Annotated in this window: 25 protein-coding genes; 11 read left to right on the top strand and 14 right to left on the bottom strand. The window is 66.6% G+C overall.

Annotated elements, in window-relative coordinates; genetic code table 11:
* Positions 1–13: 13 nt before the first annotated feature.
* On the top strand, positions 14–763 hold the full coding sequence (locus AB0H42_RS20485) for a hypothetical protein (RefSeq protein ID WP_357057951.1): 750 nt from the start codon (positions 14–16) through the stop codon (positions 761–763).
* Here AB0H42_RS20485 and AB0H42_RS20480 read toward each other — a convergent pair.
* Positions 742–1155 (bottom strand): helix-turn-helix domain-containing protein, encoded by a 414-nt coding sequence (locus tag AB0H42_RS20480; RefSeq protein ID WP_357057949.1) that lies wholly within the window; start codon positions 1153–1155, stop codon positions 742–744. The two genes, AB0H42_RS20485 and AB0H42_RS20480, sit on opposite strands and share 22 nt — an antisense overlap.
* A 142-nt stretch (positions 1156–1297) precedes the next feature.
* On the opposite strand from AB0H42_RS20480, the gene AB0H42_RS20475 reads away from it, so the two are divergent.
* The 3 genes from AB0H42_RS20475 to AB0H42_RS20465 all read left to right on the top strand — a co-directional run bounded on the left by AB0H42_RS20475 (position 1298) and on the right by AB0H42_RS20465 (position 3843).
* A complete protein-coding gene (locus tag AB0H42_RS20475) occupies positions 1298–2179 on the top strand; it encodes an NAD(P)-binding domain-containing protein (RefSeq protein ID WP_357057947.1) in 882 nt (293 codons plus the stop codon).
* Positions 2180–2483: 304 nt separating this feature from the next.
* Positions 2484–3365, top strand: coding sequence for an NAD(P)-binding domain-containing protein (locus tag AB0H42_RS20470; protein WP_357057945.1), 882 nt, complete (start codon positions 2484–2486; stop codon positions 3363–3365).
* 52 nt (positions 3366–3417) lie between these two features.
* A complete protein-coding gene (locus AB0H42_RS20465) occupies positions 3418–3843 on the top strand; it encodes a thioesterase family protein (protein ID WP_357057943.1) in 426 nt (141 codons plus the stop codon).
* Between the two features lie 32 nt (positions 3844–3875).
* Here the strand turns inward: AB0H42_RS20465 and AB0H42_RS20460 are convergent, their stop codons facing one another.
* The 6 genes from AB0H42_RS20460 to hsaA all read right to left on the bottom strand — a co-directional run bounded on the left by AB0H42_RS20460 (position 3876) and on the right by hsaA (position 8246).
* A complete protein-coding gene (locus AB0H42_RS20460; protein WP_357057941.1) occupies positions 3876–4292 on the bottom strand; it encodes a PIN domain nuclease in 417 nt (138 codons plus the stop codon).
* A gap of 2 nt (positions 4293–4294) precedes the next feature.
* Positions 4295–4507, bottom strand: a complete 213-nt coding sequence (locus AB0H42_RS20455) for a type II toxin-antitoxin system VapB family antitoxin (RefSeq protein WP_030522953.1) — start codon at positions 4505–4507, stop codon at positions 4295–4297.
* 79 nt (positions 4508–4586) lie between these two features.
* Entirely contained in the window at positions 4587–5204 is a 618-nt protein-coding gene (hsaB, locus tag AB0H42_RS20450) for a 3-hydroxy-9,10-secoandrosta-1,3,5(10)-triene-9,17-dione monooxygenase reductase subunit (RefSeq protein ID WP_357057939.1), read from the bottom strand.
* A gap of 98 nt (positions 5205–5302) precedes the next feature.
* On the bottom strand, positions 5303–6202 hold the full coding sequence (hsaC, locus tag AB0H42_RS20445; protein ID WP_357057937.1) for an iron-dependent extradiol dioxygenase HsaC: 900 nt from the start codon (positions 6200–6202) through the stop codon (positions 5303–5305).
* Between the two features lie 2 nt (positions 6203–6204).
* Positions 6205–7083, bottom strand: coding sequence for a 4,5:9,10-diseco-3-hydroxy-5,9,17-trioxoandrosta-1(10),2-diene-4-oate hydrolase (gene hsaD / locus AB0H42_RS20440; RefSeq protein ID WP_357057935.1), 879 nt, complete (start codon positions 7081–7083; stop codon positions 6205–6207).
* Complete coding sequence (gene hsaA, locus AB0H42_RS20435; protein ID WP_357057933.1) at positions 7083–8246, bottom strand: 3-hydroxy-9,10-secoandrosta-1,3,5(10)-triene-9,17-dione monooxygenase oxygenase subunit; 1164 nt, start codon at positions 8244–8246, stop codon at positions 7083–7085. The genes hsaD and hsaA overlap by 1 nt, the downstream gene beginning before the upstream one ends.
* A gap of 262 nt (positions 8247–8508) precedes the next feature.
* Here hsaA and AB0H42_RS20430 point away from each other — a divergent pair, with 262 nt between their 5' ends.
* The 4 genes from AB0H42_RS20430 (at position 8509) to AB0H42_RS20415 (ending at position 10837) form a co-directional block, all read left to right on the top strand.
* Positions 8509–9753, top strand: a complete 1245-nt coding sequence (locus AB0H42_RS20430) for a Rieske 2Fe-2S domain-containing protein (RefSeq protein ID WP_357057931.1) — start codon at positions 8509–8511, stop codon at positions 9751–9753.
* Position 9754: 1 nt separating this feature from the next.
* Positions 9755–10084, top strand: coding sequence for a hypothetical protein (locus AB0H42_RS20425; RefSeq protein WP_357057929.1), 330 nt, complete (start codon positions 9755–9757; stop codon positions 10082–10084).
* Positions 10085–10208: 124 nt separating this feature from the next.
* Positions 10209–10466, top strand: coding sequence for a type II toxin-antitoxin system prevent-host-death family antitoxin (locus AB0H42_RS20420; protein WP_265802785.1), 258 nt, complete (start codon positions 10209–10211; stop codon positions 10464–10466).
* Positions 10463–10837, top strand: coding sequence for a type II toxin-antitoxin system VapC family toxin (locus AB0H42_RS20415; RefSeq protein WP_357057927.1), 375 nt, complete (start codon positions 10463–10465; stop codon positions 10835–10837). Before AB0H42_RS20420 ends, AB0H42_RS20415 begins: the two co-directional genes overlap by 4 nt.
* 120 nt (positions 10838–10957) lie before the next feature.
* Here the strand turns inward: AB0H42_RS20415 and rsgA are convergent, their stop codons facing one another.
* Positions 10958–12004: a ribosome small subunit-dependent GTPase A gene (rsgA, locus tag AB0H42_RS20410; RefSeq protein WP_357057925.1), complete on the bottom strand. Its 1047-nt coding sequence runs from the start codon at positions 12002–12004 to the stop codon at positions 10958–10960.
* Between the two features lie 365 nt (positions 12005–12369).
* Here rsgA and AB0H42_RS20405 point away from each other — a divergent pair, with 365 nt between their 5' ends.
* The 3 genes from AB0H42_RS20405 to AB0H42_RS20395 are packed head-to-tail and all read left to right on the top strand — an operon-like array spanning position 12370 to position 14339.
* A complete protein-coding gene (locus AB0H42_RS20405) occupies positions 12370–13308 on the top strand; it encodes a site-specific integrase (RefSeq protein WP_357057923.1) in 939 nt (312 codons plus the stop codon).
* A gap of 57 nt (positions 13309–13365) precedes the next feature.
* Positions 13366–14028 carry a hypothetical protein gene (locus AB0H42_RS20400; RefSeq protein WP_357057921.1) on the top strand — a complete coding sequence of 221 codons (663 nt, stop codon included), beginning with the start codon at positions 13366–13368 and terminating at the stop codon, positions 14026–14028.
* Positions 14025–14339: a hypothetical protein gene (locus tag AB0H42_RS20395; RefSeq protein ID WP_357057919.1), complete on the top strand. Its 315-nt coding sequence runs from the start codon at positions 14025–14027 to the stop codon at positions 14337–14339. The genes AB0H42_RS20400 and AB0H42_RS20395 overlap by 4 nt, the downstream gene beginning before the upstream one ends.
* 113 nt (positions 14340–14452) lie before the next feature.
* Here the strand turns inward: AB0H42_RS20395 and AB0H42_RS20390 are convergent, their stop codons facing one another.
* From AB0H42_RS20390 to AB0H42_RS20365, 6 genes are all read right to left on the bottom strand, one after another.
* A complete protein-coding gene (locus AB0H42_RS20390) occupies positions 14453–15844 on the bottom strand; it encodes a DUF4158 domain-containing protein (RefSeq protein WP_357057917.1) in 1392 nt (463 codons plus the stop codon).
* A gap of 220 nt (positions 15845–16064) precedes the next feature.
* Entirely contained in the window at positions 16065–17117 is a 1053-nt protein-coding gene (locus tag AB0H42_RS20385; protein WP_357057916.1) for an acyl-CoA dehydrogenase family protein, read from the bottom strand.
* Positions 17118–17191: 74 nt separating this feature from the next.
* Positions 17192–18226: an acyl-CoA dehydrogenase family protein gene (locus AB0H42_RS20380; RefSeq protein WP_357057914.1), complete on the bottom strand. Its 1035-nt coding sequence runs from the start codon at positions 18224–18226 to the stop codon at positions 17192–17194.
* A complete protein-coding gene (locus AB0H42_RS20375) occupies positions 18223–19362 on the bottom strand; it encodes an acyl-CoA dehydrogenase family protein (protein WP_357057912.1) in 1140 nt (379 codons plus the stop codon). The genes AB0H42_RS20380 and AB0H42_RS20375 overlap by 4 nt, the downstream gene beginning before the upstream one ends.
* On the bottom strand, positions 19363–20286 hold the full coding sequence (locus AB0H42_RS20370; protein WP_357057910.1) for an enoyl-CoA hydratase: 924 nt from the start codon (positions 20284–20286) through the stop codon (positions 19363–19365).
* Positions 20286–21854, bottom strand: coding sequence for a FadD3 family acyl-CoA ligase (locus AB0H42_RS20365; RefSeq protein ID WP_357057908.1), 1569 nt, complete (start codon positions 21852–21854; stop codon positions 20286–20288). The genes AB0H42_RS20370 and AB0H42_RS20365 overlap by 1 nt, the downstream gene beginning before the upstream one ends.
* Between the last annotated feature and the right edge of the window lie 6 nt (positions 21855–21860).

Below are 21860 nucleotides of genomic sequence, written 5' to 3'. Positions count from 1 at the left end.
CAGGTGGTGACCCATGACGTTCGCGGTGTGGGTACGGTCGGTTCCGGTTTTCACGTCGCTGCTGGTGGCGGCGCTGAGTGGCTGTGCGTCGCCGAGCGGCGGCGATCCCGGCGCGGTGGTCTCCTCGGCCGCGCGCCCGGGGGCGGCGCAATCGCCCCCGGCCGCGGCGACCGAGGAGCAGCAGCCATCGGACCCGCCGCCCACCACAGTGGTTTCCCTGGTCGCCATCGACGGATCCGGTTGGCCGACCGACGGGTTCGACGTATCCGGTACCGCCCCCGCCGGTCGACTCGACTGCAGCAACGGCATATCCAGCCGTTCCGCGACCAGCCCGGGTATCTACCACTGCGGTGCCTCCGCCGATGCCGCCGATATCTGCTGGGCCCGGGCCGGTGGAACGGAACTGCTGTGCGCCGATGATCCCTGGAACCGTGAACTGCGCTGGTACAGCGTCGAGCCCCGGCTCGAACCGATCGGGAAAACCGCCGATCCCGAGCCGTGGGCGCTCGAATTGGCCGACGGCCGCCGCTGCCGTATCCGGGTAGGTGGGGCGTGGGGCGGCCGGGCCGACGGCCTGGTGGGCGCCTACTCGTGCACCGGCGGCGCCGAGGTCGTCCTGCAACCGTCCGACGCCCGGACCGCCATCGACACCTCGGCCTCCACCTGGCATATCCGGCTGGGCGAGCTCGGCGCGGGCTCTACCGATCTCCCCCCGCCGACGATCGTGGACGTACGGACGGCCTATTTCGCGGCGGCGTCCTGACGAAGGGCGGTGCCACCGAGCACCGCCGGGGCAGCGGCCGGCTGCGGATGGACGCGCGCGGCGCCGATGCGCTCGATGCGATCCCGCCCCCACGCACCGAGCGGTTCGAGCGCGGTATTGAGGGAGCGGCCCAGGTCGGTGAGACGGTATTCCACCCGAGGCGGGACCTCCGGGTAGACCTTCCGGTCGATCAGCCCGTCTTCTTCGAGCTCACGTAGCTGCTGGATAAGCATTTTCTCGGACACCCCGGGTAGCCCGCGGTGTAGCTCACCGAACCGCCGCACACTGTAGTTGTCCAGTTCCCCGAGAATCAGTCCTTTCCATTTACCGCTGATCACATCCATGGAGGCGTCGATTCCGCAGAAGTACGGCCCGAACCTTTTTTCTCCCATTTCGACCTCGCTACCTGTTCACACACCTTTTGGTAGGTACCCCACCGAATTGTAGGTACTTGCCCCGACGTCCGGTGTTGACGATCGTTGGTCACGGCGCGCCGTACACACGACCATTCGCCTCAGCAAGGAGTCGACAAATATGACCGCAAACGAACAGACAACCGTGGCCGTGCTCGGGCTCGGACCGATGGGCCAGGCCATTGCCGCCACCCTGGTAAAGGGCGGCAACCCCACCACCGTGTGGAACCGCACACCGGGGAAGGACACAGAACTGGTAGGCATGGGCGCCGTGAGCAGCCCCGATACCGCGTCGGCGATCGACTCCGCCGACGTGGTCGTCGCCGTCCTCGGTGATCACGCGTCTGTGCACGAGGTGCTTGATCCGGTAGCCGATCGGTTGCGCGGTAAGGCGCTGATCAACCTGACCAGCACCGCTCCAGAGGATTCCCGGGAACTCGCCCGCTGGGCGGCCGGACACGAGATCGACTTCCTCGACGGCGGCATCATGGCGATACCGCCGATGATCGGGGGGCCGGGCGCCTCCATCCTCTACAGCGGCTCGGAATCGGTTTTCCAGAGGTTCCGTTCGGACCTGGAGAAACTGGCCGCGGCGGACTACTTCGGTGCCGACGCCGGAACCGCGGCGCTCTACGATTTCGCACTGCTGGCCGGTATGTACGCGATGTTCACCGGCTTCTTCCACGGGGCCGCCATGGTGCGTACCGCTGGTGTCAGTGCCACCGACTTCGCTCCCCGGGCGACCGCGTATATCACTGCTATGGCGCAGTCGCTCCCGGCCTACGCCGGGGTGATCGACAGTGGCGACTACACCCAGTCGATCCAATCCATGAAGGTCCACAAGCCCGCCTTCGACGCGATCGTGCGGGCCAGCCGGGACGCCGGGGTCGCCCTGGACATCGTCGGCCCGATCAAGAACCTCATCGACCGGCAGATCGCCGACGGCCGGGCGGAGGAGGGATTCGAGCGGATCACCGAGGAACTGGCCGGGCACCGCGAGTAGGGCCCAGGGCTCCAGGCGCACACCCGGGCAGTAGGACGCGCGGGTAATTGCTGACTCGGTTTGCGGTTCCGGTTCGGGCTCAGGAGTGGTCGCCCGAGGAACTGATCGAGTTGTGGACGCCGGCTATCGCGAATTCTTACCCATCTCGGCCTCGCTGCCTGCTCGCATACGTTGTGGTAACTACCCCACCGAATAGTAGGTACTTGTCGCGGCACCCGGGGTCGGCGATTCTCGAACACGGCGCGCCGAAGCCAGTGTTCATCGAAGCGTGTGCAACGCATTCAGCAGAGGAGTCGGCACAGATATGACCGCGAACGAACAACCAGCCGTGACAGTACTCGGACTCGGACCGATGGGTCGGGCCATCGCCGCCGCCCTGGTCAAGGGCGGCACCCCCACCACGGTATGGAACCGCACACCCGGAAAGGACACCGAACTCGTCGGAATGGGCGCGGTGCGTGCCGCCGATCCGGCCGCCGCCGTCGCCGCGGCCGACCTGGTGATCGCGGTGCTGGGCGACCACGCCTCGGTCCACGCGGTACTGGATCCGGTGGCCGATGGGCTGCGAGGCAAGGCGCTGATCGATCTCACCAGCACCACTCCGGAGGAGTCGCGGGAGTTCGGCCGATGGGCCGCCGACCGCGGTATCGACTTCCTGGACGGCGGCATCATGGCGGTACCGCCCATGATCGGCGGGCCGGGCGCCTCCATCCTCTACAGCGGGTCGGAGCAGGTCTTCGAGCGATTCCGCACCGATCTCGAAAAGCTCGGCGCGGCAGACTATTTCGGCGACGATCCCGGAACCGCCGCGCTCTACGATTTCGCGCTGCTGGCCGGTATGTACGCCATGTTCACCGGGTTCTTCCACGGCGCCGCCATGGTGCGTTCGGCCGGGGTCACGGCCACATCCTTCGCACCCCGGGCGGCCGCGTACGTCACCGCCATGGCGGGACTGCTCCCGGCATATGCCGAGGTGATCGACAGCGGCGACTACACCGACGAGGTACAGCCCGCGCGATTCCACAAACCCGCCTTCGACGCGATCGTGCGGGCCAGCCGGGACGCCGGGGTCGCCCTGGACATCGTCGGCCCGATCAAAAACCTCATCGACCGGCAGATCGCCGACGGCCGGGCGGGGGAGGGGTTGGAGCGGATCACCGAGGAGCTGGCCGGGAACCGCGAGTAACGCGCACCGCCGGCGCCCGCCGCCTGTCGGTGGTGACCGGCATGATCCGGTCATGGCGTTCACCAACCGGATCGAAGTGCGAGTTTCCGACCTGGATCTCCAAGGACACGTGACCGGCGCGGCATATCACCAGTACGCCGATCACTCCAGGTTCGCGTGCGTGCAGGCGGCGGGTATCTCGGTGGCGGAGATGATCGCGGCCGGTTTCGGCCCGGTGAACCTGGAAACGGTCCTGCGTTTCCAGCGGGAGCTACGCGGCGGCGACTTCGTCGATATCACCTGCGACTGGGTGTGGGGGACGGGCAAGACCTACCGGGTCGAGCATGTCCTCACCCGCCCGGACGGGGAGGTCGCCGCGACGGTGACCCACGTCAGCGGGCTACTGGACCTGACCACCCGCCGCCTCGTCGCCGACCCGGCCGGGCAATGGCGGTCGATGGCGAGCCGGCCCGAACTGCTGCAGCTTGTCCGATATTGATGCACGTATAAAGGTTTGCGCCATCAAGCCTGTCAATCTGCTGTGCCCGGCCGGGCTACCCATCGCGTAGGTTGTCCCGTGACCGCAGCGATCATGTCGTAGTCGCCGTCGTAGTGCAGCACGGTGGTGTGGTGCCGTTCGGCGACGGCGGCAATGATGAGGTCGGCAACCGACAGTGCTCGCCAAGTTCCACCCTCTATCAGCAGGCCCTGGATCTCGACAGCGCGATCCCAGGCTTCGTCGGGGGTCGGCAACCAGTCGAAACCGCGCAATTCATCGCGAATCCGCTGGGCGTCGGTCTTCGACCGGGCCGAGTGCAATATCTCCAGCTCGACCGCCCCGCAAATGGCCAAGAGACCGGCATTGTGTAGCGGCTCGATAACCGCGCGGACGGCGGGCTTCGGGTAGCGAGCGAACGCCGACTTGTCGATGAGGTACCGGGTGGGCAACTTCAGGCCGCACCTTGGCCGGCCGGCGGATCGACTGGGCCGGTCAGGTCCGGGAGGCCGCCCGCGCCGATCCAGTCGAGGAAGGATTGTCGCCGACGGCGCTTGATCGCATCCTCGAGGGCGGCATTCACGGTTGCGACCTTGGTTGTCGTTCCGAAAATCTCGGCTGCGGCGGCCAACTTCTCGTCGTCTACGTCGATGACAGTTCGTGCCATGGCGCGTCACCTCCTGATATCGGTTCCCTTCAGATGATATCGCATACGCCTGAGGTTGATATCAATCAGCGGTACCGCCCTACAACCAGGTGTCCAGGGTCGTGGTGGTGAGGAAGTGGTCGAGATCGGCGCGCCAGGGGGCCGGGGTGGTCTTCTCCGGTTCGATGGCGGTGTACTGGCCCCGGTAGAACAGCAGCGGGCGGCCGTTGGTGGTGGCGGGGGTCTCCGACATGGCCAGGACGCGGCCGATGACGATGAAGTGGTCGCCGCCGTCGACCACGCTGTCCACCCGGCAGTCGATGGTGGCCAGGGAGTTGTCCAGCCGGGGCAGGCCGAGGTCGGAGGTGTGCCAGTCGGTTCCGGCGAACTTGTCCGGTTCGCGGGAGCCGAATTTCGCGCAGACCGGTTGCTGTTCCTCGGCGAGTACGTTCACGCAGAATCGGCCGTTGGCCTCGATGGCGGCCCAGGACCGCGAACCCTTGGTCGGGCAGAACAGCACCAGGGGTGGTTCGAGGGAAAGGGCGGCGAAGGACTGGCAGGCGAAACCGATGGGGGTTTCGTCGTCGGTGAGCGTGGTGATGACCGTGATGCCGGTGCAGAACTGCCCGAGGATATTGCGGAACTGCCGGGGGTCGATGGTGGCCTGCTCCGCGGCCGCTTCGCCCGCGCCGTCGGCCGGATCCGCTGGTGCCGTCACGTTCATACCGTCCTCGCCTCGTTCATGGAGCTGCCGGCGGACGGGCCGCCGGATTCAGCCGGACCCGATGCGAGTATCGCACCGGGTCCGGCCGGAGATCACTTGAAACCCACGGAGAAATCGTGGCCCCAGAGGCTCACCGCGGTGGATTCCCGGGCGGTCCAGCTGTGGTCGTCGACTTCCAGTCCTTCACAGCCGAATTCGACGTCGAACCCACCGGGAGTCTTCATATAGAACGACAGCATCTTGTCGTTGATATGCCGGCCCAGGGTGGCCGACATCTTCACCTTCTTGCGCATGGCCCGGTCCAGGCACAGGCCGACATCGTCGGAGTTCTCCACCTCGACCATGAGGTGGACGATGCCGGTCGGGTTGGGCAGCGGCAGGAAGGCGAGCGCGTGGTGCCGCGGATTGCACCCGTAGAACCGCAGCCAGGCCGGGTCCCCGTCCTCCGGCCGGCCCACCAGCTGCGGCGGCAGGCGCATCGAATCGCGCAGCCGGAATCCGAGTACGTCCTGGTAGAACGCCTGGGCCGCGGCATCGTCGTTGCAGGTCAGCACGACATGGCCCAGGCCCTGTTCGGCGGTGACGAATTTGTGGCCGTACGGGCTGACGAACCGCCGGCCGAGGTACTGCGCGCCGTAGAACGCCTCGAGGGTGTTGTCGGAGGGATCCCGGAAGCGGATCATCCCTTCGACCCGGCGCTCGGCGAGTTCCTCCTTGGTGCCTTCTTCGAAGTCGACGCCGTTCTTCTCCAGCGTCTCCCGGAGGCGTTGCAGCGCGGGACCGTCGGTGACCTCCCAGCCCGAGACGAGCAGGCGGTCCCGCTCGCCGGGCACGATCACCAGGCGGGCGGCGAAATCGTCCATCCGGAGATAGAGCGCCTCGGGGTTGTTCCCGTCGCCCTCCATCATGCCGAGCACTTTCAGGCCGTACTCGCGCCAGGCCGCCATATCGGTGGCCTCGATACGCATATAGCCGAGTGCCTTGATACTCATCGTCACTTCTCCTTGACGCCGAGCAGGAAATCAGTGGCCAGCCGGTTGAATTCGGCGAACTTCTCCAGCTGTGCCCAGTGCCCGCATCCGCCGAATACGTGCAGTTGTGCGCGCGGGATGCTTTTGAGCGCCACCAGCGCGCCGTCGAGCGGGTTCACCCGGTCCTCGCGGCCCCAGATCAGCAGCACCGGCTGGCGCAATTTGTACGCGTCCCGCCAGAGCATGCCCTTCTCGAAATCGGCGCTCGCGAACGATTTACCCATGGCACGGGTGGCGGCCAGCGCCTCGGGGGTGCTCGCCGAGGCGAAACGTTCCTCGATCAGTTCCTCGGTGACCAAGGACTGGTCGAAGACCATGATCCGCAGGAACGCCTCGAGGTTCTCCCGGGTGGGTTCGTAATTGAACTTGCCCAGCAGTTTGACGCCCTCGGTGGGGTCGGGGGCGAAGAGGCTGGTGCTCAGACCGCCCGGCCCCATCAGGATCAGTTTCCCGGCGCGATCGGGATAGTCGAGCGCGAAGCGCACCGCGGCGCCGCCACCGAGCGAGTTGCCCAGCAGGTGGACCCGGCCGGTGAGCTCCAGAGTGTCGAGCAGATCCTTCAGCGCCGAGGAGCTGTGTACGAAGTACTGCGGGTGCTCGGTCGGCTTGTCGGATTGCCCGTACCCGGGCTGATCGACCGCGATCACGTGGAAGTCGCGGGCCAGCACCGGAATGTTGCGAGAGAAGTTCGACCACGAGGACGCGCCCGGCCCACCGCCGTGCAGCAGCACGATGGTGGGACCGTTGCCGACACCGGCCTCGTGGTAGTGCAGTTTCAGATCCGGACGAACCTGGGCGAATCGCGAGGTGGATTCGTAGGTGAGTTCGGCGGTCGAGGTCATCACACCATCCCGTCGGAAACCGGCAGCCCGAATTCGTGCGTGCCGTACATGACGTAGGCGCGCTCGGGATCGTTGGAGGCGTGCACGCGCCCGGCGTGCGCGTCACGCCAGAACCGCTGCAGCGGGGTGCCGTTCACCAGCGCGGTGGCACCGGAGCTCTCGAAGAGTTTGTCGATCGAGGCGATGGCCCGGCCGGTCGCGCGGACCTGGTCGCGCCGAGCGCGTACGCGCAGGTCGAACGGGATCTCCTTGCCCTCGAGCAGCAGCGCGTATTCGTCGGCCACATTGCCCGACAGCTGACGCCAGGCGGCATCGATATCGCTGGAGGCCTCGGCGATCCGGACCTTGGTGAAGGGATCTTCCTTGGCCTTCTCACCGGCGTAGGCGGCGCGCAGCCGCTTGCCCTGGTGCTCGACGTGGGCCTCGTAGGCGCCGTAGGCCATACCGACGATCGGCGCGGAGATGGTGGTGGGGTGGATGGTGCCCCACGGCATCTTGTACACCGGGTCGGTATTACTTTCCAGGCCGGGCGATTTCAGGTCGTTCATGGTCTTGTAGCTGAGGAACCGGTGCGTGGGTACGAAAACGTCCTTCACCACGAGCGTGTTCGAACCGGTGCCGCGCAGGCCGACCACGTTCCAGACGTCGTCGATCTCGTATTCGGAGCGGGGGATCAGGAAGCTGCCGAAATCGACCGGTTTGCCGTTCTTGATCACCGGTCCGCCGACGAAGGTCCAGTCGGCGTGCCCGGAGCCCGAGGACCAGGCCCACGAGCCGCTGACCCGGTAGCCGCCGTCGACCACGGTGCCGGCACCCATGGGCGCGTAGGACGAAGAGATCCGCACATCGGTGTTCTCGCCCCACACCTCTTCCTGCGCGTCCTGGCCGAACAGCGCCAGATGCCAGTTGTGCACGCCGATGATCCCGGCGACCCAACCGGTGGAGCCGCAGGCGCTGGCGATCTTGCGGACGGTGTCGTAGAAGACGACCGGGTCCGCGGCGTGTCCGCCCCACTGCTTCGGCTGCAGCAGCCGGAAGAAGCCGGCTTCCTGCAGGTCCTTGATCGATTCCTCGGGGATCTGCCGAAGGTCTTCGGCCTCCTGTGCGCGGGCGCGCAGCGTGGGCAATAGCGCTTCGACCCGTTCGGTCACTTCTCGCGTCATCTCCGGCCCCTGCTCCTGCCTGGTCGTTTGCTAACCGGTAGTCATCTGCTCGGCGCAGAATTTACCTCTGAGACTAGAACAGGTTCTCGTTCATGTCGAGAACCGGTGCCGGAGGGCCGCATATATGCGACATGTGCTGGATGTGGCGTGAATAGCTGGCGTTCGGGGCGTCAGTTTTGTAACGTGTTCTAGTACAGCAGGAGGAGGAATTGCGATGGCAGTAACCCCCCCGTCGCCGAGCGATGGGCCCGGAGGAGGCAGCGTGCGTAACCACGGAGGGACCCGCGCGGCGGCGGATCCGGCGCAGCGCGGCGGTGCGAAGGTCCGGGAGCTCGACGTCGGCTCGGTTCCCACCCGGTACGCGCGCGGATGGCATTGCCTGGGGTTGGCGCAGAATTTCCGGGACGGCAAACCGCATTCGGTGCAAGCGTTCGGCACCAAACTGGTGATCTGGGCCGACAGTGCCGACGAATTGCACGTACTCGACGCCTACTGCCGGCATATGGGCGGCGATCTCAGCATGGGTGAGATCAAGGGCGACGATGTCGCCTGCCCGTTCCACGATTGGCGCTGGGGCGCGACCGGCAAATGCACGTCCATCCCCTACGCGCGGCGGGTCCCGCCACTGGCGCGTACACGGCGCTGGACCACGCTCGAGCGCAACGGCCAGCTCTTCGTCTGGCACGACCACGAGCGCAACGAACCGCCGCCCGAGGTCACCATCCCCTATATCAAAGGTCCCTACACCGATGCCGACGGCAATCCGGTGGAGGAACTCGACAGTGGCTGGACCCAGTGGACCTGGAACTCGTTGCTGATCGAGGGCGCGAACTGCCGTGAGATCATCGACAACGTCGTGGATATGGCCCACTTCTTCTATATCCACTACGCCTTCCCCACCTTCTTCAAGAACGTTTTCGAGGGACATGTCGCCACTCAGTTCCTGGAGACCAAGGGTCGGCCCGATGTCGGGATGGGCGCCAAATACGCGGGCGATCAGCTCCTGAAATCGGAGGCTTCGTACTTCGGGCCCTCCTACATGATCAATCCCCTGGTCAACAGCTACGGCGGTTACGAGATCACGGTCAACCTGATCAACTGCCACTATCCGGTGTCCCAGGATTCGTTCATGCTGCAGTGGGGTCTGACCGTCGAAAAGCCGAAGGGCCTCGACGACGAGACCGCGCAGAACCTCGCGAAGACCATGGCCGATTTCTTCGGTGACGGCTTCCTGCAGGACGTGGAGATCTGGAAGCACAAGTCCAAGGTCGAGAACCCGCTGCTCTGCGAGGAGGACGGTCCGGTCTATCAGTTGCGGCGCTGGTACGACCAGTTCTACGTCGACGTCGCCGACGTGACCGAGAAGATGACCCAGCGGTTCGAATTCGAGGTCGACACCGCCAAGGCGAACGAGGCATGGGAAGCCGAGGTCGAAGAGAACCTGCGGCGTAAACGCGAACAAGAGGCGGCCGCGGCGGACGCCGACCAAGCGGAGGCAGGAGTCTGATATGACCCGCTGGGCAAAAGCACCCGACTTCGCCGACCAGCCCGCCCGGCAGGCCGCGGTGCGGGCCCAGACGGTCGTGGACCAGCAGCGATACCTGGAGGACGGCCTGACACCGCTGCGGTGTCAGGCCTGCGACGCCGAGGTACGGGTCCGTAAGAGCAGCTCCCGGCAGACCTCGGTGCAATGGGCCGAGAACCCGGCTACCCGCTGTCCGGTCTTCGCCGAACTCAGCGCCAAGGGGTACGGGCCCGGGCGGCCGGATACCTGTGAGCGTTTGCAGAAGACCATCAAATGGGCCGTCGACGAGGGGTTGCTCGAGGTTCCGGAGTAGCCGTCCGGAATCAGGCGGCCTGGTACGGCCGAGGTGTCTCACCGGCGACATCCCTTCTGCGGAGTCGCACGGGCGCTGTGCTGGGACATCTCAGTGGGCTAACCTGTTAGCTAAGGAGGTGTCCATGGCGAGCAGCGCAGCAGAGCAGTTCAATATCCACGAGGCGAAGACCAACCTGTCCCGCATCGTGGAGCGGGTGGAACGCGGCGAGGAGATCGTGATCAGCCGGGCCGGGCATCCGGTAGCCAAGGTGGTGCCGCTGGTCCGGCGAGCCGACCGTACCGGTCGTGGGTCGCTCCGTGGAACGCTCGTGCTGGAAGCGGATTGGGATTCCGACGAGACGAACGAGGCGATAGCCGACGAGTTCGGCATGTCGCGATGAGCCTGTTGCTCGATACCCATGTGGTTCTGTGGTGGCTCGCGGACGCCCCCACGCTCAGCGGCGAAATGAAGGATCGGCTCGATCACGACCCGGATGTTTTCGTAAGTGCTGCATCCGTCTGGGAGGTGGCGATAAAGCAGGCAGGTGGCAAGCTGGGCGGACCGGCCGACCTTCCGGAGCGAGTGCGTGACAGTGGGTTCAATTTGTTGCGCATCGATGCAGAACACGCAATCGCTGCCGGTCGAATGCCACTGATCCACCGCGATCCGTTCGACCGCATGCTGTTGGCGCAGGCCAGTTCGGAAGGCTTGGTGCTGGCCACCCGCGACCCGTGGTGCCAGAAATACGAGGTACCGACGCTGGCGGTCTGACGGGCTACAGTCCGCGCCAGGGCGCAGGTGAAAGAGCACCGGTTGCATGGCTACGGCCGCTTCCAGAAATCTGGAAGCGGCCGTATTTCATTTGGTGATAGGATCGTATCGGCCGTGCGGTCAGCGCCGGGAGCCGCGCTCGCGATACATGCGCCGCTGTTCCTTGGCGATACCCCGCCACACCTTGTCGCGCTCGGCCTGGAGCCGCTTGTCCGCCCGCGCTTCCATCCAGGCGTTCTCCTTGTCCAGCTTGCGATAGCTGCGCACCCGCCGTTCCGGTACTTCCCCGGATTCGACGGCCGCGCGGACCGCGCAACCCGGTTCGGCGTCGTGGGCGCAGTCGGCGAACCGGCAGCCGGTGGCGAGTTCCTCGATATCGCTGAAGGTCCGGCTGATGCCCTCGGCTGCGTCCCATAGGCCGACACCCCGCAGTCCGGGGGTGTCGATGAGGGTGCCGCCGGTGGGTAGCGGCCGCAGTTCGCGGTGCACCGTGGTGTGCCGGCCTTTCTTGTCGGCCGCGCGAACGGTGTCGGTGGCGAAGACCTCCGCGCCGAGCAGTGCGTTGGCCAGTGTGGACTTACCCGCACCGGACGGTCCCAGCAGAACCACCGTGCCGCTCAGTACCGCGACCAGCACATCGAGACCGAGTTCGGCGGTCGCGCTGACCGCCAGCACCGGGGCGCCCGGCGCCACGGCACGGACCTCGTCGAGCGGAAGATCCTCGGTGGTATCCGCCTTGGTGAGTACGACCACGGGCTGGGCGCCGCTCTCCCAGACCAGGGCGAGCATCCGTTCGATGCGCCCCAGATCCACGTCGCCGTCGGCGGGCGCGCAGATCAGCACCGTATCGACATTGGCGGCCAGTACCTGGCTCTCCGACCGTCCGGACGCGGCGGAACGGGTGATGGCGGTACGCCGGGGCAGCAGGGCCCGGACATGTGAACGAGCATCCAGGCTCACCCAGTCGCCGGTGCACAGACCGCTCACCGAGGAGTCCGCGCGCGGGCAGGTGGCCCGGGCGGGCCCGGTGGGGGTCACCACATCGCATTCGCCACGATCCATCCGGACGATGCGGGCGGGGACGCAATCGGCGTCGAGGAGCGGGAGGTACTGCTCGGCTACATTTTCTGTCCAGCCGAAAGGGACGAGTGGGTCGAAGTCGACCATGAGGGAGGAAATCCTTCGTCGGGGCCGAGCCCGACCGGGCTCAGCGAGTGGAGTTCGAGAGGGAGAACGACGGGGCGGTACGAACCGGTGCGGTTCGCCGCGCCACGGCAATCCGGGCGACCGTCACGTTCTCCACCTCCTTCACAATTCGCTGTTGCCGGCTACTTTGGCACGGCACCCGTGCCCACGCAATTCTTTTTTCTCGCATCGCATGCCGCTGCTCGGGGTCGAGGAACATCGTTGAGAAATCCGGCGCTTAGCGGTTACCGCACATGGCAGCTCACTATGTGCGGTAGTGTCGCAGTCGTCCTGCTCACGCGGCGGCGGGTCGGGAACTATCTGCGGTACTGGTGGGAGGCCGGTCGATGGGACGGGATCGGATGCTGCCGACGCCGGTGAATGATGTGCGATTGGCCGACGCGGTGCGGATCTACCTGGCCACGATCACGGTGTCCAACACGCGTGCAACCTATGCGGCGGCGCTGGAGAAGTTGGTGGCAGATTTCGGCGCGGACACGAATGTGGCGCTGCTGGATCAGGAACCGGACCGGGTCAGTGGCTGGTTCACCTTCGTGTGGGGCAGCAAGGCCCCCAAGACGTTCAACATCCGGTTGACCGCGCTCGCGGCAGCGTGCGGGTATTGGCGCGAACAGCAGTGGCTGGCCGGTGATCCGTTGGTGCGGTTGCGGGCCCGGCCCGCACCAACGGATACCAGTAGGGCACTGAGCCGTGAGCGGGTCGCCGAGATTCTGGGATCGGATGCGGCGCTGCGGGAACGGGTGTTGTGGCACACGCTGTACGAATCCTCGGCGCGTGCCGAGGAGGTGCTGATGCTCGATGTAGCCGACCTGGATACGGCGAACCGGTGCGCGGTGGTGACCCGTAAGGGCGGGGCGCGGGAGGTCATTGCGTGGCAGACCGGCGCGGCGCGGTTGTTGCCGCGGATGCTGGCCGGCCGCAAATCAGGTCCGTTGTTTCTCACCGACCGCAGAGCGCGGCCTTCGGTGGCCCGCAACGATATCGACCCGTCGACCGGGCGGGCGCGCCTGTCGTATCGGCGGGCGGCGGAGTTGTTCGAGACTCACACCGAACGTTTCGACGACGGCCCGTACACGCTGCACCAGTTGCGGCATTCGCGGCTGACCCACGCCGCCGAGGAAGGAGCCTCGACGCCGGTGCTGATGAAACTGTCGGGGCATACCTCCGTACGCAGCCTCGCCAAATACGCGCGGGTATCCGACGACGGGCTACGGCGGTATCAAGCCGACAGCGACCCCGCCGCACGGCGGCGAGCAGGTCGGTGATCAACAGATGAGATCCGCGACCAGGCCCGATGCGCGCGTCGGAGGCGGCGGCAAGCGATGAAGGGCGTGCCCGGTGAGCTAAGGCAACAGTTGCAGCGGATGGCGGACGACATGATCGAACTGCTCAGCCGCCGGACCGGTACCCACCTGCACGACACGTTGGGCGACGTGGCCGATGAGGTCCGCGCCGCGCGCAGAACAATTGGCGATGCCTCCGAGCACGGCGCCCGCGAGATCGAAAAAGCAAGCGAGGGACGGAGCCCCGAACACACGGGAGCGACCCCACACGAAGACAATGTCCATTCACCACCGCGCCTGATCGATCGGTCCATCCCAGGTCAGCGATACTACAAACAGGATACGGCGAGCCCACGGCTCCACGCTGAGGGTAAGGTTTTGGGTAGCAGTCTCTTCGTGAGCCTCAGAACTGAACTGGAAAACGGACAACGGTCGACTCTGCTGAACGGTGCGGAACAGTTCCAAACAATTCTGAAATTCTTCGAAGGAAAGTTCACTTCGATAGTGGGAAATTGGCAATTCGGATCGAACCTTGCCGGCTTGAACGAGCTCACTGGTAAGGGATTGTCGCTGGAGGTCGCAGCGGCGAAGACATGGACTGGAAAACAAGCTGCTAAAGCGGGGTTCGAGAGGGTGGAAATTGTGAACGTCGAGGGGAGCCCCGGAGAGTACACCAGTGCAATGGTGGAGTTTAACCGATGAACTATTACGAGCCGAAGTTTGACGAAGGGGCTGCCGCGCTGGTGGCCTCAAAATATCGAGAAGGATGGGTTCCCTCTCGGATACTTCGAGAGATGGTGACACTGTACCCAGATGTGTCGACGCTCGACTTAATGGAATTGATGCAGACTGCATTCAATCTACCTTACCCGGCCGTTCAATGCATCGGGGGCTGGTGGATGGACGGGACTGGCGAACTTTCCGATACCGAACTCGACGCTTTCCTGATCGAAGAAATTGCGAAAGTATTACCACGATGCGGAAGAGATGGAAAAGGGGATTCGAAGCAATGAGCGAATATTCGGCTTGCGACCCTTGGATTTCGGCATAGACTGATCGACCCGTTCATGTATTCGTCGGCTTCGACACCAGTATTGCTGTGGGCACCCGGCCGGCAGCGAGTGCCTCATTCGTCGTTGTCCGCGTCCGGATCCCGTAACGAACGGTGGGTTCCGCCGAGGTCGGGCAGGTGGAAGGCGTAGTGCCCGTCCAGGCCGCTGTGGCTGCGGATGAACGCCGACAACCGGGCGGCGTCTTCCTCGCGTACCGGATAGTTCAGTGCGCGAAGCTGTTCCAGGGCGCGGTCGCTGTAGACGGTGTTCCACAATACGATACAGTTGAGCACCAGCCCGAGCGCGGAGAACTGGTCTTCCATGCCTTCGTAGTAGGCGCGCACCATCTCCCCCTTCTTACCGTGGTAGATCCGCCGTGCCAGGTCGTGGCGCCCTTCGACGAGGTTGGCCTGGGCCTTGCCTTCCAGCACCGCCGCACCCGCGGCGGTCGCGCCGAACTCGGCCACTCGCATCATCGGTGGCAGGAACGTGCGCACCGTCGCCAGTCGCCCAGCCAGCTCCTCGAGCCGCTGCCCATCCAACTCGGCGTCATCGACCGGCACCAACTCGTCGATCGCGGCCACCGCCCGGCGCAACTCGCTCTTGGTGACGGTGCTCTCGATGTGATCCCAGATCAGCTCCAGGCTCAGCTCCAGCCCCACCTCGGTCATCTCCAGCAGCACCTTCACCGCGGCGGCGAGCCTGCCCGCGTGCCGGAACACCCTGGGGTAGCGGCGAAGCTTCTCGTCCTTGGATTCGCGTTCGGCCTTGGAGTACAGGTCGGTGACCATCAGCAGGTCGAACAACTCGAGGACATCATCGGTGGCGCGCTCGATCAGCACCTTCACCGTCGCCACCAGCACCGCCAGCCGGTACTCGGGCGGCTCTAGCCGGCGCAACTGGGGTGCCTTACTCGACAACCCGTAGGTCGCCAACCCGACCAGCCGCCGCGGCACCTCCGAGACATCCAGGTTCATTCCGACCCCGATCAGGCCCGACAACCGGCCCACCGCCGCGACCATGCCTTTCGAGGTGGGCCGGAACACACCCTTACGCAGCCGCTCCAACTCGGTGACCCGCCCCTTGCCGTCGGCGGGCGGGCTCAGCAGCGACCGCAGCGCCGCCTTGGACGACCCCGGCAACCGTTCCGTGAGCTGAGCCCACAGCCGCCGATCGGCGGCCTTGCGGCCCTCGCCGACGAGGCGTTCCAATGTCGTGATTCCCGGCAGCAGGGCTTGGCGCTTCCGCAGCCAGGCCACCGCGCCGTCGAAAATTGCTTTCGGCCCGTCGCCGGTCATCCACGACTGATCCGCGATCCACGCCGACAACTCCGCCTCGACCTCGCCGAACGAAACCAGACCGCACTCACGCTGGATCTCCCAAGCGTGCTCAAGCTTGGTCTTCTCCCGATTCAAATAATTCTTCACGCACGACGGATCAGTGATACCGAGCTGCTCAGCGATCACCTACCAGCCAACCCCGTTCACCGAACCAGCTCACTAGCGCCGGATTCCGCGAAACTGTTCCTCGACCCCCTGCTCGTAGCGGGGACTCACGAAAAAGCTGTGGACGCCCCTCTCCGGCGATCGTGTCATCGCCCGGCCCCGGTTTCGAGCAGCTCGAACATCCGCCCGGGCTTCATCGATCACCCTGGCCGCGATGTACTCGCGCGAGTGCCCGAGCACGTCAGCCGGTGACCAGCGGACGCCGCGGTACGCCGAAGAGCTCGGCGTCGCCGTGGGCGCGTTTGAAGTACAGGTGCGCGTCGTGCTCCCAGGTGATGGCGATACCGCCGTGCAGCTGGATGGTTTCCGCGGCGATCGTGGAGAACGATTCGGAGCACTGCCGACGGGCGGCCCAGACGTCCTCGGCGGCCGACGGCGCGTCCTCGGCCACCGCGAAGCCGGCGGCCAGGGCGGCCGATTTCGCCGACTCGGCGAGTACGTACATATCGGCCATCCGGTGCTTGAGGGCCTGGAAACTGCCGATGACCCGGCCGAACTGCACCCGGGATTTGGTGTACTCGACCGTGGCCTCCAGGCAGTATTCGGCCGCGCCCACCTGTTCGGCGGCGACCGCGGCCCACGCGACGCGGTGCAGCCGTTCGATGATCGGGGCGGGGTCCGCGTCACCCAGCCGGCGCGCGGGCGTCGCGGTGAACGAGATCTCCGACAGGGCGCGGGAGGGGTCCATGGCGGCGACCCGGCGCCGCTCGACACCGTCGGCGCTCGGGTCGACCTCGAAGAGTCCGGTTTCGGTGACCACGATCAGAGTGTCGGCTACGGTGCCGTCGAGCACGTAGTGGGCCGTACCGCCGAGGGTTTCTCCCTCGGCCCGCACCCCGAAGTCGTCCCAGCCACGGGCCGAGGCCCAGCAGACGGCGAGGGTGCGCCGACCCTCGGCGACCTCGGGCAGCAGCCGCGCGCAGGCCTCCTCGTCACCGGAGAGCAGTACCGCCTGCACGCCCAGTACCGCCGAGCCCAGCATCGGCACATCGGCGAGCGTCCGGCCGAGTTCGCCGACCACGAGCAGGGATTCGGCCAGGCCCGCGCCGAACCCGCCGAACTCCTCGGGTACGGCCAGCGCGGCCACGCCGACCTGTTCGCACAGCTGCGCCCACAGCTGTGGGTCGTAGCCCAGGTCGGTGTCCATGGCCTTACGGACGCCGGCTCGCGCGTCACGTTTGGCCAGCAGCCCCCGGACCGCCGCCACCAGCTCCTGCTGTTCCTCGCTGATCATCTTTTCTCCCGTGGTTTCGGACCGACACCGGCAGCGCAACCCTGGCGTTCCCGCCGCACCTGCCGGTTCTCCGGTCAGGTGAGCGCGCCGGCCGGATCCGCGGCGGACCCGGCGCGCAGCGCCTCGGCGATCCGGCCGCGGTGCAGATCCGGGGTGCCCCAGGCGGTGCGCAGGGCGGTGACCCGGGTCAGCCACAGCGACAGGTCGTATTCGGCGGTGTAGCCGATGGCGCCGTGCACCTGCAAGGCGGCGCGGGCCGCCCGGTAGGCGGCGTCGGCGCAGGCGACAGCCGCGGCGGAGGTGTCGCGGGCCCGGTTGGCCGTCGCGGTGGTCAGCGCGGCCCGGTACAGCAGCGGTTCGGCGAGGTCGAGCCCGATGAGGACATCGGCCAGCTTCTGTTTGACCGCCTGGAATTCACCGATCGGGCGGCCGAACTGTTTGCGCTGCTTGACGTAATCGGCCGACGCGTCGAGCAGTGCCTTGCCCGCACCGAGCAGCTGGGCCGCGTTGGCCAGGGCGCCGGCGTCGAAAGCGGCCGCGGCGGCCGCGGCGGCCCGCGGTCCCTCGGCGAGAAGCTCATCGGTCTCGACCGTGAACAGCCGGCGTGCGGGATCCACCGAGCGCATCGATTCGCCGACCCGTCCCGTGCCGATCCGGTCACCGTCGGCCACCAGGACAAGATCGACCCGGTCGGCGTCCACGGCGATCGCCCGGCCGCCCGTACCGGCGAAGGCGACGGTGGCCGACACGGTGCCCTCGGAGACTCCGGGCAACCAGCGCCGGGCCGGTTCGGGGTCGGTGCCGACGAGCGTTTGGAGCAGCGCGGGGACCGCGGCCGCCGACTCCACCAGCGGCCCGGGTGCCGCGGCCCGGCCGATCTCGACGAAGGCCACCACCTGGTCCAGCGGTTCGGCGTCCAGACCGCCGAACTCTTCGGTGATGGTCAGGCCGAACGCTCCCGCGGCGGCCAGCTGTTCGATCAGTGCCCGGCCGGGCGCCGGATCGCCGGCGCTCCACGCCCGCACCGCGGCGGTCGTCGAACCGGACTCGAAGAGTTTGCGGATACTGGCACCGAAATCCTGATGCTCCGGGCTGAGCGCGAATTTCATCGGTTGCTTCCCCTCGGTAGGCCGAGGAGCCGCTCGGCGATGATGTTGCGTTGGATCTCGTTGGTGCCGGCGTAGATGGGGCCCGACAGCGAGAACAGATAGCCGTCGGTCCAGCGGCTCGCCTGCTCGGCTTCGGGCCCGAGCAGGTCCAGTGCGGTTTCGTGCATGGCGATATCGAGTTCGGACCAGAACACCTTGGTGATCGACGATTCGGCGCCGAGCTTGCCGCCCTGGTCGAGCCGCGTGACCGTCCCGAAGGTGTGCAGCCGGTAGGCCTCGCTGCCGAGCCAGGCGTCGACCACCGCGTCGCGGGCCGCGGTGCCGGTATCGCCGCGTTCGGTCCACAGGTCGATCAACCGCCGCGCGGTCGCGCTGAACCGGCCGGGGCTGCGCAGCGAGAGACCGCGCTCGTTGCTGGAGGTGCTCATGGCGACCCGCCAGCCCTCGTTGGGGGCGCCGATCACATCGCTGTCGGGAACGAAGACATCGTCGAGGAAGATCTCCGCGAACCCGGGCTCCCCGTCGAGCTGGGGGATCGGGCGGACGGTGACGCCGTCGGCGTCGAGCGGGAACATCAGGTAGGTGAGGCCGCGGTGCCGCTCGGCGGCGGGGTCGCTGCGGAACAGGCCGAACGCCCGGTCGGCGAACGCCGCCCGGGAACTCCAGGTCTTCTGGCCGCTGAGCACCCAACCGCCCTCGGCGCGCCGGGCGGTGGAGCGGATACCGGCCAGATCGCTACCGGCCTCCGGCTCCGACCAGGCCTGGGCCCAGATATCGTCGCCGCGGGCCATCCGCGGCATGATCCGCTCCAACTGCTCTGAGGTGCCGTGCTCGAACAGGGTGGGGGCCAGCAGGAAGATACCGTTCTGACTCACCCGGCCCGGGGCGCCCGCCGCGTAGTACTCCTGTTCGAAGAGCACCCATTCCAGCAGCGACGCGTCCCGCCCACCGAACTCGCGCGGCCACGACACCACCGACAACCGGGCCTCGGCCAGGGTGCGTTCCCAGGCGCGATGGGCTTCGAAACCGGCCTCGGTGTCCATGGACGGCAGCGGTTCCGCGGGCACGTTCGCGGCCAGGAATTCGCGGACCTCCCGCTGGAATTCCCGGGTGCCTTCGTCGAGATCGAGATCCATTCAGTCTTTCCCGTCCGTATTCTTCGCGTCGGCCGTGCTCGCCTGCGCTTTCATCGTTCTGGCGTTCATACCGCCGAGGGAATCCGCTCCGACCTCGGCGTTGTGCGCGTGCGCGAAATGGTGGAGCCCGAACACCGAATCCATTCCGGCGCGCATTCCCATGAGGTCCTCGGACTGGTTGACCGCTTTCTTCGTCAACGCCAGCCCGAACTGCGGCATGGCCGAGATCTTCTCGGCCAGCGCCATGGTCTCCGATTCCAGGTCGGCGCGCGGCACGACCCGGTTGACCATGCCCCACTCCTTGGCCTGCGCGGCGCCGAACCGGTCACCGGTGTACAGGAATTCCTTGGCGGCCCGGGGACCCATCACCCACGGATGGGCGAAGTATTCGACACCCGGAATCCCCATGCGCACCACGGGGTCGGAGAAGAACGCGTCGTCCGCGGCGATGATCAGATCGCAGACCCAGGCCAGCATGAGACCGCCCGCGATACACGCGCCCTGCACCATGGCGATGGTCGGCTTGGGGATCTCCCGCCAGCGGCGGCACATCCCCAGGTACACCTCCATCTCGCGGGCGAAGCGCTGATCACCGCCGGGGCGGTCGATATGGTCCCACCACAGCGCGGCCTTGTTCGGGTACTTCACATGATGGTCGCGTCCGGGGGTGCCCAGGTCGTGGCCGGCGCTGAAGTGTTTCCCGTTGCCTGCCAGCACGATGACCTTGACCTCGGGGTCCGCCACCGCACGCTCGAACGCGGCGTCGATCGCGTAGGTCATCACCGAGTTCTGGGCATTGCGGTAGCCGGGCCGGTTCAAGGTGACCACCGCGATCGCGCCGCGGCGTTCGTAGGTCACCACATCGGGTTCGTAGGGAATGCTCCCGTCGCCGTTCGCGGGGTTCGCGGCAGGGCCGTCCGACATTACGAATTCTCCTCACGTAGCCTGCGTTTGAGCACCTTGCCGCTGGCGTTGTAGGGCAATTCGTCGCGGAATTCGACGAATCGCGGCACCTTGAAATTGGCCAGCACCTTGGTGGCATAGGAGAACACCTGGTCCTCGCCGATCGCGGCACCCGGTTTCCGGACGATATAGGCCTTGCCCACCTCACCCATCCGGGTATCGGGCACGCCGATCACCGCGACGACGGCGACACCGTCCAATCCGGCCAGGGACTGTTCGACCTCGGCCGGGTACACATTGAATCCACCGCTGACGTACATGTCCTTGAGCCGGTCGGTGATCTTCAGATAGCCGCGGTCGTCGATCACGCCGATATCGCCGGTGTGCAACCAGCCGTCCGCGTCGATCGTTCTGGCGGTGCTTTCCGGGTCGTCCAGATAACCGAGCATGACGTTGGGCCCGCGCAGCAGAATTTCCCCCGCGTCGCTGAGTTTCAGCTCGAATCCGGCCATGGGGCGGCCGCTGGTGGCGGAAATGGTCTCGGCGTCGTCGTCGACCCGGCACATGGTGCCGAATCCGGTGGATTCCGAGAGCCCGTACGCGGTGAGCACCACATCGAAATCCAGTTCCCGGCGCATCCGCTCCACCAGGACCACCGGTACCGGCGCCGCGCCTGTGACGGCCACGCGCAGGCTCGCCAGCCGGTACTCGCCGCGGTCCGGGAAATCCAGGATGGACTGGTAGATGGTGGGCGGGCCGGGCAGGACGGTGATCTGCTCCTGATCGATGAGCCGCATGGTGGTCGGTACGTCGAAAACGATCTGCGGGACCATGGTCGCCCCGGTGAGCAGGCAGGCGATGATTCCGGCCTTGTAGCCGAAGCTGTGGAAGAACGGGTTGACGATCAGATAGTTGTCGTCGCTGTTCAGCGTCGAGCATTCGGTCCAGCCGCGGACCGCGGACAGCGTCTGCCGGTGGGCGATCAGGACACCCTTGCTGCGGCCGGTGGTGCCGGAGGTGAACAGGATGTCGGACAAGTCTTCGGGGCTGATCGATTCCGCCCGCTCGCGCGCCTGCTCGCGGGTGATCCCGGCGCCGGCCGCGGCCAGCTCGGACCAGTTCAGCGCGTCCTGCACCGGCTCTTCGGTGCCTTCCACCGGGAGCACGATCACGGTGCCGATCCGCAGGTCCGGCGCGGCCGTGCGCAACTCGGCGAGCCGGTCGCGTTTGAGGAAGGTGCCCGCGATGAACAGGCCCTTGGCGTCGACCCGCCGCAGCACATCGGCCACCTCGTCGGCGACGTAGCGGGTGTTGAGCGGGACCAGTGTCGCGCCGGCGTAGTGGGCGCCGAGTGCGGCGATCACCCAGTGATGGGTATTGGGGGACCAGATGCCCACGCGATCACCGGTGCGGATGCCGCGGGCGAGCAGGGCGCGTGCCACGTCCTGGACCTGTTCGAGCAGTTGGGTCCAGTCGAGCCGGACCGGTCCGTCGGCCAGCGCGGGCGCGGCGCCGTAGTTCAGGGCGGCGGCGTGCAGGGCCAGTGGCGTGGTCCGGTCCGTCGGTGGGGTGTGCGCAGGGGGTGTCACGGGTGT

This window comes from Nocardia sp. NPDC050799 (assembly GCF_040654015.1).
Lineage (GTDB): Bacteria > Actinomycetota > Actinomycetes > Mycobacteriales > Mycobacteriaceae > Nocardia.
This window is presented reverse-complemented; position numbering and strand designations above follow the sequence as displayed.

Coding starts and splice junctions, on each gene's coding strand:
- AB0H42_RS20485 (WP_357057951.1), top strand. CDS start 14: ATGACGTTCGCGGTGTGGGTACGGTCGGTTCCGGTTTTCACGTCGCTG.
- AB0H42_RS20370 (WP_357057910.1), bottom strand. CDS start 20,286: ATGTCGGACGGCCCTGCCGCGAACCCCGCGAACGGCGACGGGAGCATT.
- AB0H42_RS20380 (WP_357057914.1), bottom strand. CDS start 18,226: ATGAAATTCGCGCTCAGCCCGGAGCATCAGGATTTCGGTGCCAGTATC.
- AB0H42_RS20395 (WP_357057919.1), top strand. CDS start 14,025: ATGAACTATTACGAGCCGAAGTTTGACGAAGGGGCTGCCGCGCTGGTG.
- AB0H42_RS20475 (WP_357057947.1), top strand. CDS start 1,298: ATGACCGCAAACGAACAGACAACCGTGGCCGTGCTCGGGCTCGGACCG.
- AB0H42_RS20480 (WP_357057949.1), bottom strand. CDS start 1,155: ATGGGAGAAAAAAGGTTCGGGCCGTACTTCTGCGGAATCGACGCCTCC.
- AB0H42_RS20375 (WP_357057912.1), bottom strand. CDS start 19,362: ATGGATCTCGATCTCGACGAAGGCACCCGGGAATTCCAGCGGGAGGTC.
- AB0H42_RS20455 (WP_030522953.1), bottom strand. CDS start 4,507: ATGGCACGAACTGTCATCGACGTAGACGACGAGAAGTTGGCCGCCGCA.
- AB0H42_RS20385 (WP_357057916.1), bottom strand. CDS start 17,117: ATGATCAGCGAGGAACAGCAGGAGCTGGTGGCGGCGGTCCGGGGGCTG.
- AB0H42_RS20415 (WP_357057927.1), top strand. CDS start 10,463: ATGAGCCTGTTGCTCGATACCCATGTGGTTCTGTGGTGGCTCGCGGAC.
- hsaA (WP_357057933.1), bottom strand. CDS start 8,246: ATGACGCGAGAAGTGACCGAACGGGTCGAAGCGCTATTGCCCACGCTG.
- AB0H42_RS20400 (WP_357057921.1), top strand. CDS start 13,366: ATGAAGGGCGTGCCCGGTGAGCTAAGGCAACAGTTGCAGCGGATGGCG.
- rsgA (WP_357057925.1), bottom strand. CDS start 12,004: ATGGTCGACTTCGACCCACTCGTCCCTTTCGGCTGGACAGAAAATGTA.
- AB0H42_RS20470 (WP_357057945.1), top strand. CDS start 2,484: ATGACCGCGAACGAACAACCAGCCGTGACAGTACTCGGACTCGGACCG.
- AB0H42_RS20425 (WP_357057929.1), top strand. CDS start 9,755: ATGACCCGCTGGGCAAAAGCACCCGACTTCGCCGACCAGCCCGCCCGG.
- AB0H42_RS20465 (WP_357057943.1), top strand. CDS start 3,418: ATGGCGTTCACCAACCGGATCGAAGTGCGAGTTTCCGACCTGGATCTC.
- hsaD (WP_357057935.1), bottom strand. CDS start 7,083: ATGACCTCGACCGCCGAACTCACCTACGAATCCACCTCGCGATTCGCC.
- AB0H42_RS20420 (WP_265802785.1), top strand. CDS start 10,209: ATGGCGAGCAGCGCAGCAGAGCAGTTCAATATCCACGAGGCGAAGACC.
- AB0H42_RS20405 (WP_357057923.1), top strand. CDS start 12,370: ATGGGACGGGATCGGATGCTGCCGACGCCGGTGAATGATGTGCGATTG.
- hsaC (WP_357057937.1), bottom strand. CDS start 6,202: ATGAGTATCAAGGCACTCGGCTATATGCGTATCGAGGCCACCGATATG.